The organism is Streptomyces sp. KR80 (assembly GCF_052245555.1).
In the GTDB taxonomy this organism is placed as follows: domain Bacteria; phylum Actinomycetota; class Actinomycetes; order Streptomycetales; family Streptomycetaceae; genus Streptomyces.
The window spans coordinates 21335-37008 of sequence record NZ_JBQQCD010000015.1 but is presented as its reverse complement, the minus strand read 5'-3'; the positions used below and the strand labels follow the sequence as shown (position 1 = coordinate 37008).

Sequence of the window (15674 nt, the reverse complement as noted above, 5' to 3'; positions counted from 1 at the left end):
TTGCGAAGCAGGACCGCTTCCCGCGCAACCTTCGCCGCCCCCGAGGTGTCGAACCGGGCGAGTTCACCGGGAGTGCGCTCATGACGACCGACACAGGGATGGGGAAGCACCCATGACGCAACAGCGGATATCGCGGATATCCCGGCGTGGCCGCACGGCGCTGTCCGCGGCACTGGCCGCGGGAGTGCTCGTGCCGCCGATCGCGGGGGCGGGGTCCGCCGCGGCCGCGACACCGCAGGTGGTCTGCACCTCGGGCACGGCGGGGCTCGCCGCCAAGCTCTCCAAGGACATCACCGCCGCGCTGCGCGGCAGATCGGCCACCACGGCGGTCTCCCTCCGCGACCGCACCACGAACACGGTCTGCACCCTCCGCGCGGACCAGCGGTTCGACTCCGCGAGCGTGGTCAAGGTGACCGTCCTCGCCACGCTGCTGTGGGACGCGAAGAAGCACAACCGCTATCTCACCCAGCGCGAGGCCGACCTCTCCAAGGCCATGATCACCAAGTCGGACAACTCCGCCACCAGCGCGCTGTGGAAGCAGCTCGGTGTCGCCAAGGTCAAAGGGTTCCTGCAGGCCGCGGGGATGACCCAGACCGTTCCCGGCAGCGGCGGCTACTGGGGGCTCACCCAGATCACCGCCCGCGACGAGCAGCGGCTCCTGGACTTGGTGACCAGCAAGAACACAGTGCTGAGCGAGAACTCCCGGGCGTACATCCTGAAGCTGATGAACCAGGTCATCTCCGCCCAGCGCTGGGGCACCCCGGCCGGCGCGCCGAGCACCGCGAAGATCCATGTGAAGAACGGCTGGCTGTCCCGGTCCACGCACGGCTGGCGCGTGCACAGCATCGGGGCCTTCACCGGCAACGGTCACCAGTACACGATCACCGTGCTGACGCACGACAACAGCACCATGAACGACGGCGTCGCCACCATCCAGGCAGTCGCCCGTGCGATCCACAAGGACCTCAACCCGACCGCGAACCCGGCCAAGGTCTACACCCCGACGCGTACTCCGGACGAGACGATGCCCGCGGTGCCGCAGTCCTGAGGGCCGGTCCCCACCGGCCCTCGCGGTACGGCTCGGGTAGTGTTGCCGTCTCCAGTAGCGAACGACCGAGGAGGTGAGACCCATCACCGCTGTAGCAGGCTGGGTGCTCTCATCTCACGGCCGTGCGGTCGACCCGACATAGGTGACCGGGAGGGCGCCCTTCGGCATCCCGAAAGGCTCTCATGTCGGTTTCCCCCTCCCCTGTCCCTCGATCCGCCGTCGTCACCAGGCTTCGGGCCGCCGGCTGTGTCTTCGCCGAGGACGAGGCGCGTTTGCTCATCTCCGCCGCGCGGACGCCGGCCGACCTCACCGCCCTGGTGGATCGGCGCGTGGCCGGCGTACCGCTCGAACACGTCCTCGGCTGGGCGGAGTTCTGCGGCCTGCGGGTGGCCGTGGACCCCGGAGTCTTCGTACCTCGCCGCCGCACCGAGTTCCTCGTCCGCCAGGCCGCGGCCCTCACCGGACCGGCCGCCGCCCCTTCCGGACCACGACCTGTCGTGGTCGACCTGTGCTGCGGCTCGGGCGCGGTGGGCGCCGCGCTGGCCGCGGCCCTGGACGGAGTCGAGCTGTACGCCGTCGACATCGACCCCACCGCCGTACGTTGCGCCCGCCGCAACATCGCTGCGGCCGGTGGTCAGGTCTACGCCGGCGACCTCTACGAGCCGCTGCCGCCCGCGCTGCGCGGCCGTGTCGACGCCCTGGTCGCCAACGCGCCCTACGTCCCCACCGAGGCGATCGGGCTGTTGCCCCCGGAGGCCCGCCTGCACGAGCCGCGAGTGGCGCTCGACGGTGGCTCGGACGGGCTCGACGTCCAGCGACGGGTGGCCGCCGCGGCGCCCCGATGGCTGGCGCCGGGCGGCCACCTGCTCGTCGAGACGAGCGAACTCCAGGCCCCGCAGACCGTCGAGACCCTCGCCCGCAACGGCCTGATCCCCCGGGTCGCCCGCTCCGCCGCCCTGAACGCCACCGTCGTCATCGGCACCAGACCCAACCTCGGAAACCAACCGGGCTAGGGCACGGCACTACGTGCATCCAACGCTTGCGCAGCAGGTTCCTGTGCTCGTCGCTGCGACAACATCACTCATCGGTCCGCGAGTGGGACGAGTCGAAACCGATGAGAGAACTCGTCTCACGGTGTCCGCGAGGGCCTCGGTCAGGTGCCGACGTAGGCCGCGAGGTGCTCGCCGGTGAGGGTGGAGCGGTCGGCGACGAGGTCGGCGGGGGTGCCCTCGAAGACGATCCGGCCGCCGTCGTGGCCGGCGCCGGGGCCGAGGTCGATGATCCAGTCGGCGTGCGCCATGACCGCCTGGTGGTGCTCGATGACGATGACCGACTTGCCGGCGTCGACGAGCCGGTCGAGCAGGCCGAGCAGGTGCTCGACGTCGGCGAGGTGCAGGCCGGTGGTCGGCTCGTCGAGGACGTAGACGCCGCCCTTCTCGGCCATGTGGGTGGCCAACTTGAGCCGCTGGCGCTCGCCGCCGGACAGCGTGGTGAGCGGCTGGCCGAGGCTGAGGTAGCCGAGCCCGACGTCGGCGAGCCGGTCGAGGATTTTGTGCGCGGCCATGGGGTATCCCCTGCTCGAAGAGCTTGGGGAAGAGTGCGCCTCGCCGGCGCCGAAGAACTCCGCGGCCTCGGTCACCGACATCGCGAGCACCTCGCTGATGTCGCGGCCGCCGAGGTGGTAGTCGAGGACCGCTGCCTGGAACCGCTTCCCCTCGCACTCCTCGCAGGTGGTGGCGATGCCGGCCATCATCGCCAGGTCGGTGTAGATGACGCCGGCGCCGTTGCAGGTGGGGCAGGCGCCCTCGGAGTTGGCGCTGAACAGCGCCGGCTTCACGCCGTTGACCTTGGCGAACGCCTTGCGGATCGGGTCGAGCAGTCCGGTGTACGTCGCCGGGTTGCTGCGCCGCGAGCCCTTGATCGCTGCCTGGTCGACCGAGACGACACCCTCCCCGGCGGGGATCGATCCGTGGATCAGCGAGCTCTTGCCGGAGCCGGCGACGCCGGTGACCACGCACAGCACCCCGAGCGGGATGTCGACGTCGACACCCCGCAGGTTGTTCGTCGTCGCGCCGCGGATCTCCAGCGCGCCCTTGGGCGTCCGCACCGTCTCCTTGAGGGCGGCCCGGTCGTCGAAATGGCGGCCGGTGACGGTGCCGCCGGCCCGCAGCCCCTCCACGGTGCCCTCGAAGCAGACGGTGCCGCCCGCCGTACCCGCGCCGGGGCCGAGGTCCACGACGTGGTCGGCGATCGCGATCGTCTCCGGCTTGTGCTCCACGACGAGCACCGTGTTGCCCTTGTCCCGCAGTCGAAGGAGCAGGTCGTTCATCCGCTGGATGTCATGAGGGTGCAGGCCGATGGTGGGCTCGTCGAAGACGTAGGTGACGTCGGTGAGCGAGGAACCGAGGTGGCGGATCATCTTGACGCGCTGTGCCTCGCCGCCCGACAGCGTGCCCGACGGCCTCTCGAGCGAGAGGTAGCCAAGGCCGATCTCCTCGAACGAGTCGAGGGTCCCCTGCAGCGCGGTGAGCAGCGGCGCCACCGACGGCTCGTCGAGGCCGCGGACCCATTCGGCCAGGTCGCGGATCTCCATCGCGCAGGCGTCGGCGATGTTGGTCTTGCCGATCTTCGACGACCGGGCCGCCTCGCTGAGCCGGGTGCCGTCGCATTCGGGGCAGGCGGTGAAGGTGACCGCCCGGTCCACGAACGCCCGGATGTGCGGCTGCATCGCCTCCCGGTCCTTGGAGAGGAACGACTTCTGGATCTTGGGGATCAGCCCCTCGTAGGTGAGGTTGACGCCCTCGACCTTCACCTTGGTCGGCTCTCGGTAGAGGAAGTCGTGCATCTCCTTCTTGGTGAACTTGCGGATCGGCTTGTTGGGGTCGAGCAAGCCCGACTCGGCGTAGACCCGCACGGTCCAGAAGCTGTCCGACTTCCAGCCGGGAATGGTGAACGCGCCCTCGGCGAGCGACTTGGAGTCGTCGTAGAGCTGGGTGAGGTCGATGTCGGAGACCGTGCCCCGGCCTTCGCAGCGCGTACACATGCCGCCAGTGCGGGTGAAGGTCACCTTCTCCGTCTTGGTCTTGCCGGCACCGCGGTCGACCGTGAACCCACCGCTCGCCCGGACCGAGGCGACGTTGAAGGAGAACGCGTTGGGCGAGCCGATGTGCGGCTTCCCGAGCCGGCTGAAGAGGATGCGCAGCATCGCGTTGGCGTCGGTGGCGGTGCCGACGGTGGAGCGGGGGTCGGCACCCATCCGCTGCTGGTCGACGATGATCGCGGTCGTCAGCCCTTGGAGTACGTCGACCTCGGGCCGCGCCAGCGTGGGCATGAAGCCCTGCACGAAGGCGCTGTAGGTCTCGTTGATCAGCCGCTGCGACTCCGCGGCGATCGTGTTGAACACCAGCGAGCTCTTGCCCGAGCCTGAGACGCCGGTGAACACCGTCAGCCGGCGCTTCGGGATCTCGATGCTGACGTCCTTGAGGTTGTTCACGCGCGCGCCGTGCACACGGATCAGGTCGTGGCTGTCGGCAACGGGCAGCGCAGGCGACTGCGTGTGCGTCCTCGGGGCCATGCTCATCGTGTCTCCATCTGTTACACGGGGCCGCCTTCGCGGTCTCCGTCGGCGTCGCCTGGCTCGATCTAACCAAGCTTCGAGCAGTACGTCTGGTCTCCTTCACTTCCACCCGCGGAGCCTCTGGGCCCCGGCCACGCGGCGCGCCCGGCCGATGCGTCAGACCAACCGGCGGCCGTCGTGCATCAGCCCGCGGTCGAGCATCTCGTCCACCTTGCGCCACCCTGGATGCGGCGCGGGGAGATTCGGAACCAGCGCACCGTCCGCCGAGGCACTGCTGGCCACCCAGACGTCGATGTCGTGGGTGAGCCGATGCTCGGGGTCGCGACGACGCTGAGCGCGGGAGCGGGGATCGGCACTCATCGGTCCTGAAGCAGCCCGAGGACGAGGCCATCAAGGTCGGTGACGGTGGCCACCAGGCGGCCGCCACCGACGTCGTGCGCGGGCTCCTTCACGGTGCCGTCTGTGCAGGTCATGGCGGCGATCGCCGGACGCCTCAGCGCAGCTCCTGGATGCGGATCAGGTTGCCCGCGGGATCGCGGACGGCGCAGTCGCGAACGCCGTACGGCTGCTCGGTCGGCTCCTGGACGACCTCGGCGCTGCTGGCCTGCAGCCGCTCGAAGGTGCCATCGAGGTCGGCAGTGGCCAGCAGGATCCAGCCGTAGGTGCCCTTGGCCATCATCTCGACAATGGTGCGGCGCTCGTCGTCGGTAACCCCAGGGTCGGCGGCCGGCGGCGCCAGGAGGATGGACGTACCGGGCTGGTCGGCGGGGCCGACCGTGATCCAGCGCATCTTGCCGTGTCCGACGTCGTTGCGGACCTCGAAGCCGAGGGTGTCGCGATAGAAGGCCAGGGAGGCCTCCGGGTCGTCGTGCGGGAGGAAGCTCGCGTGAATGGTGATGTCCATAGCAGTCACGCTAGGTGGGGCTCGGGGCCGGCGCTTCTCGATTCCTGATCGGTCTGGTCACCTGTTTCGCCACGCAGGACGGCATCCCCGCCGTCGCGTGCGCCGCCTGGCGCCGATAGACGCTGGGCGGCACACCGACCAGCTCGGTGAAGCGAGTGCTGAAGGTGCCCAGCGACGAGCAGCCGACCGCGAAGCAGACCTCGGTGACGCTGAGGTCGCCACGACGTAGCAGCGCCATCGCGCGCTCGATGCGCCGCGTCATCAGATAGGCGTACGGCGACTCGCCGTAGGCGAGCCGGAACTGGCGGCTGAGGTGCCCGGCCGACATGTGCGCGCCGCGGGCGAGCGCCTCGACGTCCAGCGGCTGCGCGTACTCCCGGTCGATCCGGTCGCGAACGCGGCGCAGCCGCGCGAGGTCGCTGAGGTGCTGCGCTGCGGCGGGTCTGCTGCTCACCGCGCTAGCGGTACACCCTTTGCCGGACGCCACTGCCACTCCTCCTGCCAACGCGCCGCCTTGGCCTCATAGACCTCCCGCGGCGCGAGCACCGGTTGGGTCGAACCACGAGGTTGAACACGTCGGACAGCCCGTGAGGCGCATAGCCGCGCCAACCTCCGTCAGGCTACAGCCGGATGCCCAGACAACACGTCGTCGCCGCGAAGCAGTCGATCGCGGCCTCGGTGGAATCGTGCGTCTGGAACAAGCAGCCCGCCGTCACATACCAACCGGGCAGCTCCAACGCCGCTGCCGTGGTCAGCATCCGCAACATGTTGCTTACAACACTTTTGCAAGCGGCCGCTTGCAAAAGTTAGCGGGGCGAGGCAGCATCGAAGCATGGCTTCACTCAACGTCGGCAATCTCGGCGAGTTCCTGCGGGAGCAGCGGCGCAGTGCGCAGCTGTCGCTGCGGCAGCTCGCGGAGGCCGCCGGAGTGTCCAACCCGTATCTCAGCCAGATCGAGCGCGGCCTGCGCAAGCCGAGCGCGGAGATCCTCCAGCAGCTGGCGAAGGCCCTGCGGATCTCCGCCGAGACCCTGTACGTGCAGGCCGGGATCCTCGATGAGCGGGACCGGGACGGGCTCGAGGTGCAGAGCGCGATACTCACCGACCCGACGATCAACGAGCGCCAGAAGCAGGTGCTACTGCAGATCTACGAGTCGTTCCGCAAGGAGAACGGACTCGTGTCGGAGACCGACGTGCCGAGCAGCGACGTGCCGGACGACGAAGCCAGCCCACCCTCGAACTGATCCGGGAGAACCATCGCCATGGCCATCACCGAAGACCTGCGCAAGACCCTCACCGACCCGACGCCCCTCTACGCCGCCGCCGGCGTGACCGACCTGGCCGCCGAGAAGCTGAAGGAGGTGCCGGCGCTGGTCGAGAAGTTCCGCACCGAGGCTCCGGAGCGCATCGCGGCCGTACGGTCCACCGACCCCAAGGCCGTGCAGGAGCGGGTGACCAAGCAGGCCAAGGAGGCGCAGGCCACCGTCCAGACCAAGGTCACCGACGTCCTCGGCACGCTCGACACCGACCTGAAGAAGCTGCGCGACCAGGCGCAGGACCTCGCACTGCAGGGTGTCGGCAAAGCCGCCGAGTACGCGGTCAAGGCCCGTGAGACCTACGACGAGCTCGCCGAGCGCGGCCACCGTGCCGTGAAGACCTGGCGCGGTGAGACCGCGGAGGAGATCGCCGAGATCGCCGTGGCCGTCGAGCCCGAGCCCGAGCGGAAGCCCGAGGCCAAGCCGGCCGCCGGCCAGTCCGCCAAGGCTCAGTCGGCGCCCGCCAAGCCCGCCGCGGCGAAGAAGGCCCCGGCCCGCAAGCCGGCGGCGAAGAAGAGCACCCCGCCGGCCGGAAAGTGATCAACAGCGCCTGACGGGCGGAGGTACGGGGCCGGGCACATGATGTGTGCCCGGCCTTCGCCCCTTAGCAGGTCGTGCATGGGAGGGCCCCCCACGGGTACGGTTGCGGCGAGACGCTCGGACGGACAGTGTCTGTCGACAGAGCCGACGAACTGACCGAATCGTGACTGGCGGTGGACGGCGTGCTGGCGCAGGGCTTCGAGAACCTCCTGGGGTGGCTCTATCTGGCCATCCTGCTCTTCACCGTCTTCGCCTTCGGCGATGCGGCCTTCCGGCGCGAGGACGCGTACCGCGCGGCGGACAAGCAGACCAAGCCGTTCTGGTTGATCATCCTCGGGCTCGCGGTCGTGGTGAACCTGATCCCGGTCGGTCTGTTCTTCCTGGTGATCATCGGACTGATCGCGGCGATCGTCTACGTCGTCGACGTGCGGCCCGCGCTCAAGCAGGTCTCAGGCGGCGGGCGCCGTGGCAGCAGCTCCGACGGGCCCTACGGCCCGTACAACGGCGGCCGCTGACACTCCAGGCTGCAAAGACGGCGTCCCGTCACGCCATCGCGGCTGCCCGCACCGGGCTCGCGCCCGTCACGGCCGCCCGCGGTCGAGCAGCAGCACAGCCACATCGTCGTTCAGTTCCCCGCCGTTCAAGGACCGGGCCTCGGTCAGCGTCGCGTCCAGCAGCTCCTCGCCGCGCAGGCCCGCAGCCAGCTGCCGGCCGACCAGCTCGGCCATGCCCTCCTGGCCCAGGCGCTGGTTGCCCTGCCCGACCCGGCCCTCGATCAGACCGTCGGTGTACATCATCAGGCTCCACGCACCGCCGAGCTCCACCGGCTGGCGCGGCCAGCGGGCGCGCGGCAACAGCCCCAGCGCCGGGCCCCCGTCCTCGTACGGCAGCAGCCGCGGCCACCGCCCCGTCCGGGCGACCAGCGGCGCTGGGTGACCGGCCAGGCAGAGCCCCGCCCGCCGCCCGTCGGGGGCGATGTCCACCAGGCACAGGGTCGCGAAGATCTCCTCGTTCGCCCGCTCGTTCTCCAGCACCTTCTGCAGGGTCCCCAGGAGCTCGTCGCCGCACAGGCCCGCGAACGTCAGCGCCCGCCAGGCGATCCGCAGCTCCACGCCCAGCGCGGCCTCGTCCGGGCCGTGACCGCACACGTCGCCGATCATCGCGTGGACCGTGCCGTCCGGCATCCGGACCGTGTCGTAGAAGTCCCCGCCCAGCAGCGCCCGGCTGCGGCCGGGACGGTAGCGGGCCGCGAACCGCAGATCGGAGCCCTCCAGCAGCGGCCTGGGCAGCAGCCCGCGTTCGAGCCGGGCGTTCTCCTGGCCGTGCAGCCGCGATTCGGTCAGCTGGGTGTGTGCGAGATCGGCGCGTTTGCGCTCGACGGCGTACCGGATGGCCCGGTTCAGCACCCGCCCGTCCAGCTCGTCGCGGACGAGATAGTCCTGTGCGCCGACCCGTACGGCCTCGGCGCCGCGCTCTGCGTCGGCCTGCGCGGTCAGTGCGAGCACGGCGGTGCGGGGCGCGAGGCGCAGCACATGACGGAGGGTGTCCAGCTCGTCATTCGCGCCCTCCTTGCCGGGAACGGCCAGGGCCAGATCCAGCAGGATGCAGTGCACGTCATCGGTGAGGAGGCGCTCCGCCTCGGTGAGATTGCGCGCGGTACGGATGCGGACCCGCCGGCCCCCCGCGTCCAGCATCTCGGGGTCCGTCAGCGGCACTGCGGGATGGTCCTCGATCACCAGGAGCGTCATCCCGGGTGCGTTCAGGGCATCCCCGGTCGCCGCCGGTGCGGGCGCCGGCCCGGTGGCGTCCACCGGCCCGGCCTGCGACGGGACACCCGGCCGCCGCGCTGTCGGACGCGCCGAGAGGTCCGCCGGAACACCTCCCGCGGCCGGGACCTCCCCTTGCCGCGGTATGGGTACGGGCATTGCTCTGCTTCCTTCCCTCCCCCCGAGGGCACTGCGGCAGCCTGTCGTTACCGCTCGACCCGGAGCACACGGTTATTGGTTGGTTCGTGGAGCTGCCCCGGGCACTGACAGGCGACCTTAGCGGTACGGCGGGCCGCAGCGGAATGGCGATGCGCAGTCGCCGCGTGTCATATCCCGTTCGTTAATGGGCTTTTGGCCGGAAGCGAGACAATCAGGGAATGACGAACATCACGCTGATCACGGGTGACATCACGGAACAGAAAGTCGACGCCATCGTGAATGCCGCGAACTCCTCGCTGCTCGGAGGAGGTGGGGTGGACGGGGCGATCCACCGGCGGGGCGGCCCCGAGATCCTGGAGGAGTGCCGGGCGTTGCGTTCCTCACAGTACGGCGACGGACTTCCCGCCGGGCAGGCGGTGGCGACGACCGCTGGGCGGCTGCCCGCACGCTGGGTCATCCACACCGTGGGGCCCGTGTTCTCGGCCGCCGAGGACCGTTCCGAAACCCTGGCCTCCTGCTACCGCGAGGCGTTGCGGGTCGCCGACGAGCTAGGCGCGCGCACGATGGCCTTCCCCGCCATCTCGACGGGCGTCTACCGCTGGCCGCTCGCCGACGCCGCCTACATCGCGCTCTCCACGGTCCGCGCCGCCCGCATGAAGACGGTCGGCGAGGCCCGCTTCGTCCTCTTCGACCAGGACGCCTACGACGCCTTCGAGGAGGCGCTGCACACACTGGAGAGCTGACGGCTCAACTCAGGCCGCGCGGCCGTTCCTTGTCGGGGCGGACCACGCCGAGGATCCGCATCGTGCCCGCGCCCGCGACCGTCACCTGCCGGCCGGGCCGCGGTGCGTGCACCATCGCACCGTCCCCGAGGTACATCCCCACGTGGCTCGCGTCATGGTGATAGATGATCAGGTCGCCGGGCCGCATGTCCTCGATGTCCACCCGGGGCAGCTGTCGCCACTGCTCCTGCGAGGTCCGCGGGATGAGCCGCCCGGCCGCCAGCCACGCCTGTGAGGTCAGACCGGAGCAGTCGAACGTCTTTGGACCCTCCGCGCCCCACTCGTAGTCCTTGCCCAGCTGGCGCGTGGCGTACCTGATCGCCTTTTTGCCCGCGGCGGACGCCTTGCCGTCGATCCGGTCGAGCACTCCGGACTCCAGCCACTTCGCCTGCGCCGTGCGGGCGGCCTCCTCCTCCAGCTCGCGCAGCCGCTCGCGCTCCTCGTCCTCGAGCCGGGACTCCAGCTCCTTCGCCGCGGCGAGCCGGGCTTTGATCTCCTTCTGCGCGGCGGCCTTCTTCTTGCGGTTCTCCTCGAGCCTCTTCCACTGTTGGCTCGCCAGCCGCGCGTACCCGTCCAGGTCCTTCTGCGTACGCGCCAGGGTGGTCATCAGACCCTTGGTGGCCTGCTGACCCCCTCGTGCCAGCCGGGCGTCGTCGAGGAAGTCCTCGGGGTCGCTGTTCAGCAGCATCTGCGCCTCGTCGGGCAGCGTGCCGCCCCGGTACTGGGCGCGGGCCAGGGCACCTGCCTGGTCCCTCAGGCGCTCCATCTTCTGCTGGGCGACGACGATCGCCCTGGCGATCCGGACGATCTCCTGTGACTGCTTCTCGGAGGCCGCGCGTACGGCGTTGTACGCCTCGGTGGCGGCCTCGGCCTTGTGGTAGAGCGCGTCGATCTCCTTGCGGACCTTCTCCAGGCCCCGGTCCGGACGCGGCTGCGAGACCGACGGCGCCGACTGCGCCGGCTTCGGGTCCGGCTCTCTGGAAGCCGCCTGGGCGACTCCTGGGGCGATCAGCCCACTCACCGCGCACACCACCGCGATCCCCGTCACCACCCGCAGTCCCCCCTGCCGCCTCACCGGCCACCTCCCCAAGTCATCGCGCCACCGCGTCACCGCGTGTTCACGTCCAGTGCGGATGCTGCCACGCCTTGCCGTAATAGAACAGAGGCACCGCGCAGCGCACGACACGCCGGGTCGCCGCACCGACAGGCGAGGTTCACCTCACGTTCACTTGTGCCCGTCAGTGGATTCACTTCATCTGCCTAATTTCGGCCTTACCGGTGAGCGTGCAGCCCTCCGGGTGGATGCAATGCCAGACAGCTCTCTGCTTCGCCGTACCGCGGCGGGCGCTAGGAAGGAACACTCGAAGGTGAAGCTTCAGCGTAAGAACGGGCGCGGACTGCGAGCCCTGACCGTCGGCGCGGTCGCGGTCTCCGGTGCGCTCGTCCTCACCGCCTGCGGTTCGGACGACAACACCAAGGGCGGCGGCGACAACACCGCCGCCGCGAGCAACATCAAGTGCGACGGCGCGGGCCAGCTGCTGGCCTCCGGCTCCTCGGCGCAGAAGAACGCCGTCGACGCCTGGGTCCAGGCGTACACCGCGGCGTGCAAGGACGTGCAGATCAACTACAAGGACATCGGCTCCGGGGGTGGCATCACCGAGTTCCTCCAGGGCAGCACCGCCTTCGCCGGCTCCGACTCCGCACTGAAGCCGGAGGAGGTCACCGAGTCCAAGAAGGTCTGCAAGGGCGGCCAGGGCATCAACCTGCCGATGCTCGGCGGTCCGATCGCCATCGGCTACAACGTCTCCGGCGTGGACAACCTCGTCCTCGACGCCCCGACGATCGCCAAGATCTTCGACTCGAAGATCAAGAAGTGGAACGACCCGGCGATCAAGAAGCTGAACCCCGAGGCCAACCTCCCGGCCACCGACATCCAGGCCTTCCACCGCTCGGACGAGTCCGGCACCACCCAGAACCTGGGCAAGTACCTGGGCACCGCCGCGAAGAGCGACTGGAAGTACGAGGACGAGAAGTCCTGGCCGGCCAAGGGCGGTCAGTCCGCCAACGGCTCCTCCGGCGTCGCCTCCCAGGTCAAGCAGACCGACGGTGCGATCGGCTACTTCGAGCTGTCCTACGCGACCTCGCAGAGCATCAAGACCGTGAAGGTCGACACCGGCGCCGGCGCGCCCGTCGAGGCCACCGTGGACAACGCCTCCAAGGGCATCGCGGCCGCCAAGCGCGTCGGCCAGGGCAAGGACCTCGCCCTGGATCTCGACTACACGACCAAGGCCGAGGGTGCCTACCCCATCATCCTGGTCACCTACGAGATCGCCTGTGACAAGGGCAACAAGGCCGAGACCCTCGACGCCGTGAAGTCCTTCCTCACCTACACCGCGAGCGAGGACGGTCAGAAGGTCCTCACCGAGAAGGGCTACGCCCCGCTGCCGACCGAGATTGCGGCCAAGGTCCGCGAGACCGTTCCGACCCTCTCCTGACCCAACGGCCGGTTCCGCCCAGCACCAACAGGGCGGGACCGGCCGTCCGGGGTCACCACCATCCGGTGCACCGCCGCCAGGGGCTCGTCACATAGACAGGCCCCGCTTCAGACCGGAGCCAACATTGGACATCACACCCACCGCGACCGCCCCACCGCCAGGCGCCGTGCCCAAGGGCAAGGCCACCCGCCCCGGAGACAAGGTCTTCCTCGGTCTCTCCCGCGGGTCCGGCATCCTGCTGCTGGCCATCATGGCGGCCATCGCGATCTTCCTGACCTACCGCGCGTACCTCGCGGTCTCCAAGAACGAGGCGAACTTCCTCACCGCCTTCGAGTGGAACCCGGCGGGGAGCCCGCCGGAGTTCGGCATCGCGATCCTGGCCTACGGCACGGTCGTGAGCTCGATCATCGCCATGATCATCGCGGTGCCCATCGCCGTCGGTATCGCACTCTTCGTCTCGCACTACGCGCCGCGCAGGCTCGCCTCCCCGCTGGCGTACGTGATCGACCTGCTCGCCGCGGTCCCCAGCATCATCTACGGCCTCTGGGGCGCGCTCGTTCTCGTGCCCTACCTCGGCGGCCTGAACAGCTGGCTGGACGAGTTCCTGGGCTGGACGTACGTCTTCGACAAGGACGGCACGGGCCCGGCCCGCTCGCTGTTCACCGTGGGCATCCTGCTCGCCGTGATGATCCTGCCGATCATCACCAACGTGACCCGCGAGGTCTTCCTCCAGGTCCCGAAGATGCAGGAGGAGGCGGCCCTGGCGCTCGGCGCCACGCGCTGGGAGGTCATCCGCATGTCGGTCCTGCCGTTCGGCCGCTCCGGCATCATCAGCGCCTCGATGCTCGGCCTCGGGCGGGCGCTCGGTGAGACGATGGCGGTCGCCGTCGTCCTCTCCCCGAGCTTCCTGTTCTCCGGCCACGTGCTGGACCCGGGCGGCGGCACCTTCGCCCAGAACATCGCCGCGAAGTTCAACGAGGCGAACGAGTACGGCCGCGACGCGCTGATCGCCTCCGGTCTGGTGCTCTTCGTCATCACGCTGCTGGTCAACGGCGCAGCCCGCATGATCATCGCGCGCCGCAAGGAGTACTCGGGGGCCAACGCATGAGCAACGCAGTGATGGAGAAGCGTCCGGTTGCGGAGGCGCCGCGCCCGACCTCCCTCAGCCACGCCCGGCTTCCCCGCTGGGCCCCGGTGATCATCGCCGCCGTGTCGATCGGCGTCGGCTCCGGGATCGGCACCGTCGCCGGCTGGCACAGCAAGGTGCAGTGGGGCCTGATCTCCGCCCTCGTGTTCGTGTTCGCCAGCTACGCGGTCACCAGCAGTGTCGAGGGCAAGCGTCAGGCCAAGGACCGGGTGGCGACCAGCCTCGTCTGGGTCTGCTTCATCCTGGCCATCGTTCCGCTGGTCTCCCTCGCCTGGACCACGATCGTCCGCGGCGTGAAGGTGCTGGACGGCGACTTCCTCACCCACTCGATGGCCGGTCTGGCCAACACCGATGTGGGCGGCGGCATCTACCACGCGATCATCGGCACGCTGGAGCAGGTCGGCATCGCGACGCTGATCGCCGCCCCGATCGGCCTGCTCACCGCCATCTACCTGGTCGAGTACGGGCGGGGGAGTCTGGCGAAGGCCGTCACCTTCTTCGTGGACGTCATGACGGGCATCCCGTCGATCGTCGCCGGTCTGTTCATCCTCTCCACGTGGGTGCTGACCTTCGGGATGGGCTTCTCCGGCATCGCCGGCGCCTTCGCCCTGGCGATCCTGATGATGCCGGTGGTGGTCCGCTCGACCGAGGAGATGCTCAAGCTCGTCCCGAACGAGCTGCGCGAGGCGTCCCTCGCCCTGGGCGTGCCGAAGTGGCGCACGATCCTCAAGGTGGTTCTGCCGACCGCGATCGGTGGTATCACGACCGGTGTGATGCTCGCCGTCGCACGTATCACGGGTGAGACCGCCCCGGTCCTGCTCCTGGTGTTCGGTAACGCGTTCATCAACAACGACCCCTTCAGCGGTGCGCAGTCCTCGCTCCCGCTGTATGTCTACGAGCAGTACCGCATCGGCACCGAAGCCTCCTTCGACCGCGCATGGGCGGCAGCGCTCGTCCTGATCGCGTTCGTCATGATCCTCAACCTGGTGGCCCGCGGCATCGCCCGCTGGAAGGCCCCGAAGACCGGCCGCTGACGGCCACCGAAAGAAGCTGATTTTCCATGGCCAAGCGAATCGACGTATCCGGCCTCGCCGCCTACTACGGCTCCCACAAGGCCATCGAGGACATCTCGATGACCGTCGAGCCCCGCTCCGTGACCGCCTTCATCGGCCCGTCCGGCTGCGGCAAGTCCACCTTCCTGCGCACCCTCAACCGGATGCACGAGGTCACCCCCGGCGGCCGCGTCGAGGGCAAGGTGATGCTCGACGACGAGAATCTGTACGCCTCCGGCGTCGACCCGGTCGCCGTGCGCCGCACGGTCGGCATGGTCTTCCAGCGCCCGAACCCCTTCCCGACCATGTCGATCTACGACAACGTCGCGGCGGGCCTGCGCCTCAACGGCTCGTACAAGAAGCGCGATCTCGACGCCATCGTCGAGAAGTCCCTGCGGGGCGCCAACCTCTGGAACGAGGTCAAGGGCCGGCTGAACAAGCCCGGCTCCGGACTCTCCGGCGGTCAGCAGCAGCGGCTGTGCATCGCTCGCGCCATCGCGGTCGAGCCGCAGGTCCTGCTGATGGACGAGCCCTGCTCGGCGCTGGACCCGATCTCCACCCTCGCCATCGAGGACCTGATCGGTGAGCTGAAGGAACGATTCACGATCGTGATCGTGACGCACAACATGCAGCAGGCGGCGCGCGTCTCCGACCGTACGGCCTTCTTCAACCTGGCCGCGGTGGGTCACCCCGGCAAGCTCATCGAGATCGACGAGACCGAGCGGATCTTCTCCAACCCGTCCGTTCAGGCCACCGAGGACTACATCTCCGGCCGCTTCGGCTAGCCCCTCGCCGGGCAGGCCGCCCCTTCCGCGACGGGGCGGCCGGGCTGAACGGACACCAAGGCGTCCTGCGGTGCTGCATGGCGGTGCCACCGCAAGGACGAAAG

General features: G+C 69.4%; 16 protein-coding genes and 1 pseudogene. 10 read left to right on the top strand and 7 right to left on the bottom strand.

Annotated features, from left to right (window positions below):
• Positions 1 to 112 precede the first annotated feature (112 nt).
• Both ACTWQI_RS20735 and ACTWQI_RS20730 read left to right on the top strand, forming a co-directional pair.
• A complete protein-coding gene (locus ACTWQI_RS20735; protein WP_443272516.1) occupies positions 113 to 1048 on the top strand; it encodes a serine hydrolase in 936 nt (311 codons plus the stop codon).
• Between the two features lie 182 nt (positions 1049 to 1230).
• Entirely contained in the window at positions 1231 to 2061 is an 831-nt protein-coding gene (locus tag ACTWQI_RS20730; protein ID WP_443272514.1) for a putative protein N(5)-glutamine methyltransferase, read from the top strand.
• A 140-nt stretch (positions 2062 to 2201) separates the two neighbouring features.
• On the opposite strand, the gene ACTWQI_RS20725 is transcribed toward ACTWQI_RS20730, so the two are convergent.
• The 5 genes and pseudogenes from ACTWQI_RS20725 to ACTWQI_RS20705 all read right to left on the bottom strand — a co-directional run bounded on the left by ACTWQI_RS20725 (position 2202) and on the right by ACTWQI_RS20705 (position 6296).
• Positions 2202 to 4628: an ATP-binding cassette domain-containing protein gene (locus tag ACTWQI_RS20725; protein WP_443272513.1), complete on the bottom strand. Its 2427-nt coding sequence runs from the start codon at positions 4626 to 4628 to the stop codon at positions 2202 to 2204.
• A 153-nt stretch (positions 4629 to 4781) separates the two neighbouring features.
• Positions 4782 to 4985 carry a hypothetical protein gene (locus ACTWQI_RS20720; protein ID WP_443272511.1) on the bottom strand — a complete coding sequence of 68 codons (204 nt, stop codon included), beginning with the start codon at positions 4983 to 4985 and terminating at the stop codon, positions 4782 to 4784.
• Positions 4986 to 5118: 133 nt separating this feature from the next.
• On the bottom strand, positions 5119 to 5529 hold the full coding sequence (locus ACTWQI_RS20715; RefSeq protein ID WP_443272509.1) for a VOC family protein: 411 nt from the start codon (positions 5527 to 5529) through the stop codon (positions 5119 to 5121).
• 10 nt (positions 5530 to 5539) lie between these two features.
• On the bottom strand, positions 5540 to 5983 hold the full coding sequence (locus ACTWQI_RS20710) for a helix-turn-helix transcriptional regulator (RefSeq protein ID WP_443272507.1): 444 nt from the start codon (positions 5981 to 5983) through the stop codon (positions 5540 to 5542).
• Positions 5980 to 6296: pseudogene (locus ACTWQI_RS20705) on the bottom strand (nucleotidyltransferase family protein). Before ACTWQI_RS20705 ends, ACTWQI_RS20710 begins: the two are co-directional and overlap by 4 nt.
• A 65-nt stretch (positions 6297 to 6361) precedes the next feature.
• Here ACTWQI_RS20705 and ACTWQI_RS20700 point away from each other — a divergent pair.
• From ACTWQI_RS20700 to ACTWQI_RS20690, 3 genes are all read left to right on the top strand, one after another.
• Positions 6362 to 6772 (top strand): helix-turn-helix domain-containing protein, encoded by a 411-nt coding sequence (locus tag ACTWQI_RS20700; protein ID WP_443272505.1) that lies wholly within the window; start codon positions 6362 to 6364, stop codon positions 6770 to 6772.
• An 18-nt stretch (positions 6773 to 6790) separates the two neighbouring features.
• On the top strand, positions 6791 to 7384 hold the full coding sequence (locus tag ACTWQI_RS20695) for a hypothetical protein (RefSeq protein WP_443272503.1): 594 nt from the start codon (positions 6791 to 6793) through the stop codon (positions 7382 to 7384).
• Between the two features lie 182 nt (positions 7385 to 7566).
• Positions 7567 to 7899, top strand: a complete 333-nt coding sequence (locus ACTWQI_RS20690) for a DUF2516 family protein (protein WP_443272754.1) — start codon at positions 7567 to 7569, stop codon at positions 7897 to 7899.
• Between the two features lie 66 nt (positions 7900 to 7965).
• Here the strand turns inward: ACTWQI_RS20690 and ACTWQI_RS20685 are convergent, their stop codons facing one another.
• Complete coding sequence (locus ACTWQI_RS20685) at positions 7966 to 9309, bottom strand: PP2C family protein-serine/threonine phosphatase (protein ID WP_443272502.1); 1344 nt, start codon at positions 9307 to 9309, stop codon at positions 7966 to 7968.
• 218 nt (positions 9310 to 9527) lie between these two features.
• On the opposite strand from ACTWQI_RS20685, the gene ACTWQI_RS20680 reads away from it, so the two are divergent.
• Entirely contained in the window at positions 9528 to 10052 is a 525-nt protein-coding gene (locus ACTWQI_RS20680; RefSeq protein ID WP_443272501.1) for an O-acetyl-ADP-ribose deacetylase, read from the top strand.
• Positions 10053 to 10056: 4 nt separating this feature from the next.
• Here the strand turns inward: ACTWQI_RS20680 and ACTWQI_RS20675 are convergent, their stop codons facing one another.
• On the bottom strand, positions 10057 to 11166 hold the full coding sequence (locus tag ACTWQI_RS20675) for an NlpC/P60 family protein (RefSeq protein WP_443272499.1): 1110 nt from the start codon (positions 11164 to 11166) through the stop codon (positions 10057 to 10059).
• 292 nt (positions 11167 to 11458) lie between these two features.
• Here ACTWQI_RS20675 and pstS point away from each other — a divergent pair, with 292 nt between their 5' ends.
• From pstS to pstB, 4 genes are all read left to right on the top strand, one after another.
• Positions 11459 to 12586 (top strand): phosphate ABC transporter substrate-binding protein PstS, encoded by a 1128-nt coding sequence (gene pstS / locus ACTWQI_RS20670; protein ID WP_443272497.1) that lies wholly within the window; start codon positions 11459 to 11461, stop codon positions 12584 to 12586.
• Positions 12587 to 12710: 124 nt separating this feature from the next.
• The gene (gene pstC, locus ACTWQI_RS20665) at positions 12711 to 13694 is read left to right on the top strand and encodes a phosphate ABC transporter permease subunit PstC (RefSeq protein WP_443272495.1); all 984 of its coding nucleotides are present in this window, start codon (positions 12711 to 12713) and stop codon (positions 13692 to 13694) included.
• Positions 13691 to 14767 (top strand): phosphate ABC transporter permease PstA, encoded by a 1077-nt coding sequence (pstA, locus tag ACTWQI_RS20660; protein WP_443272492.1) that lies wholly within the window; start codon positions 13691 to 13693, stop codon positions 14765 to 14767. Before pstC ends, pstA begins: the two co-directional genes overlap by 4 nt.
• 26 nt (positions 14768 to 14793) lie before the next feature.
• Entirely contained in the window at positions 14794 to 15570 is a 777-nt protein-coding gene (pstB, locus tag ACTWQI_RS20655) for a phosphate ABC transporter ATP-binding protein PstB (protein WP_443272491.1), read from the top strand.
• Positions 15571 to 15674 lie beyond the last annotated feature (104 nt).

Excerpts from the sequence above, each read along its gene's own strand:
- ACTWQI_RS20735 (WP_443272516.1), top strand. The coding sequence starts at position 113 with ATGACGCAACAGCGGATATCGCGGATATCCCGGCGTGGCCGCACGGCG.
- ACTWQI_RS20730 (WP_443272514.1), top strand. The coding sequence starts at position 1,231 with ATGTCGGTTTCCCCCTCCCCTGTCCCTCGATCCGCCGTCGTCACCAGG.
- ACTWQI_RS20725 (WP_443272513.1), bottom strand. The coding sequence starts at position 4,628 with ATGAGCATGGCCCCGAGGACGCACACGCAGTCGCCTGCGCTGCCCGTT.
- ACTWQI_RS20720 (WP_443272511.1), bottom strand. The coding sequence starts at position 4,985 with ATGAGTGCCGATCCCCGCTCCCGCGCTCAGCGTCGTCGCGACCCCGAG.
- ACTWQI_RS20715 (WP_443272509.1), bottom strand. The coding sequence starts at position 5,529 with ATGGACATCACCATTCACGCGAGCTTCCTCCCGCACGACGACCCGGAG.
- ACTWQI_RS20700 (WP_443272505.1), top strand. The coding sequence starts at position 6,362 with ATGGCTTCACTCAACGTCGGCAATCTCGGCGAGTTCCTGCGGGAGCAG.
- ACTWQI_RS20695 (WP_443272503.1), top strand. The coding sequence starts at position 6,791 with ATGGCCATCACCGAAGACCTGCGCAAGACCCTCACCGACCCGACGCCC.
- ACTWQI_RS20685 (WP_443272502.1), bottom strand. The coding sequence starts at position 9,309 with ATGCCCGTACCCATACCGCGGCAAGGGGAGGTCCCGGCCGCGGGAGGT.
- ACTWQI_RS20680 (WP_443272501.1), top strand. The coding sequence starts at position 9,528 with ATGACGAACATCACGCTGATCACGGGTGACATCACGGAACAGAAAGTC.
- pstA (WP_443272492.1), top strand. The coding sequence starts at position 13,691 with ATGAGCAACGCAGTGATGGAGAAGCGTCCGGTTGCGGAGGCGCCGCGC.
- pstB (WP_443272491.1), top strand. The coding sequence starts at position 14,794 with ATGGCCAAGCGAATCGACGTATCCGGCCTCGCCGCCTACTACGGCTCC.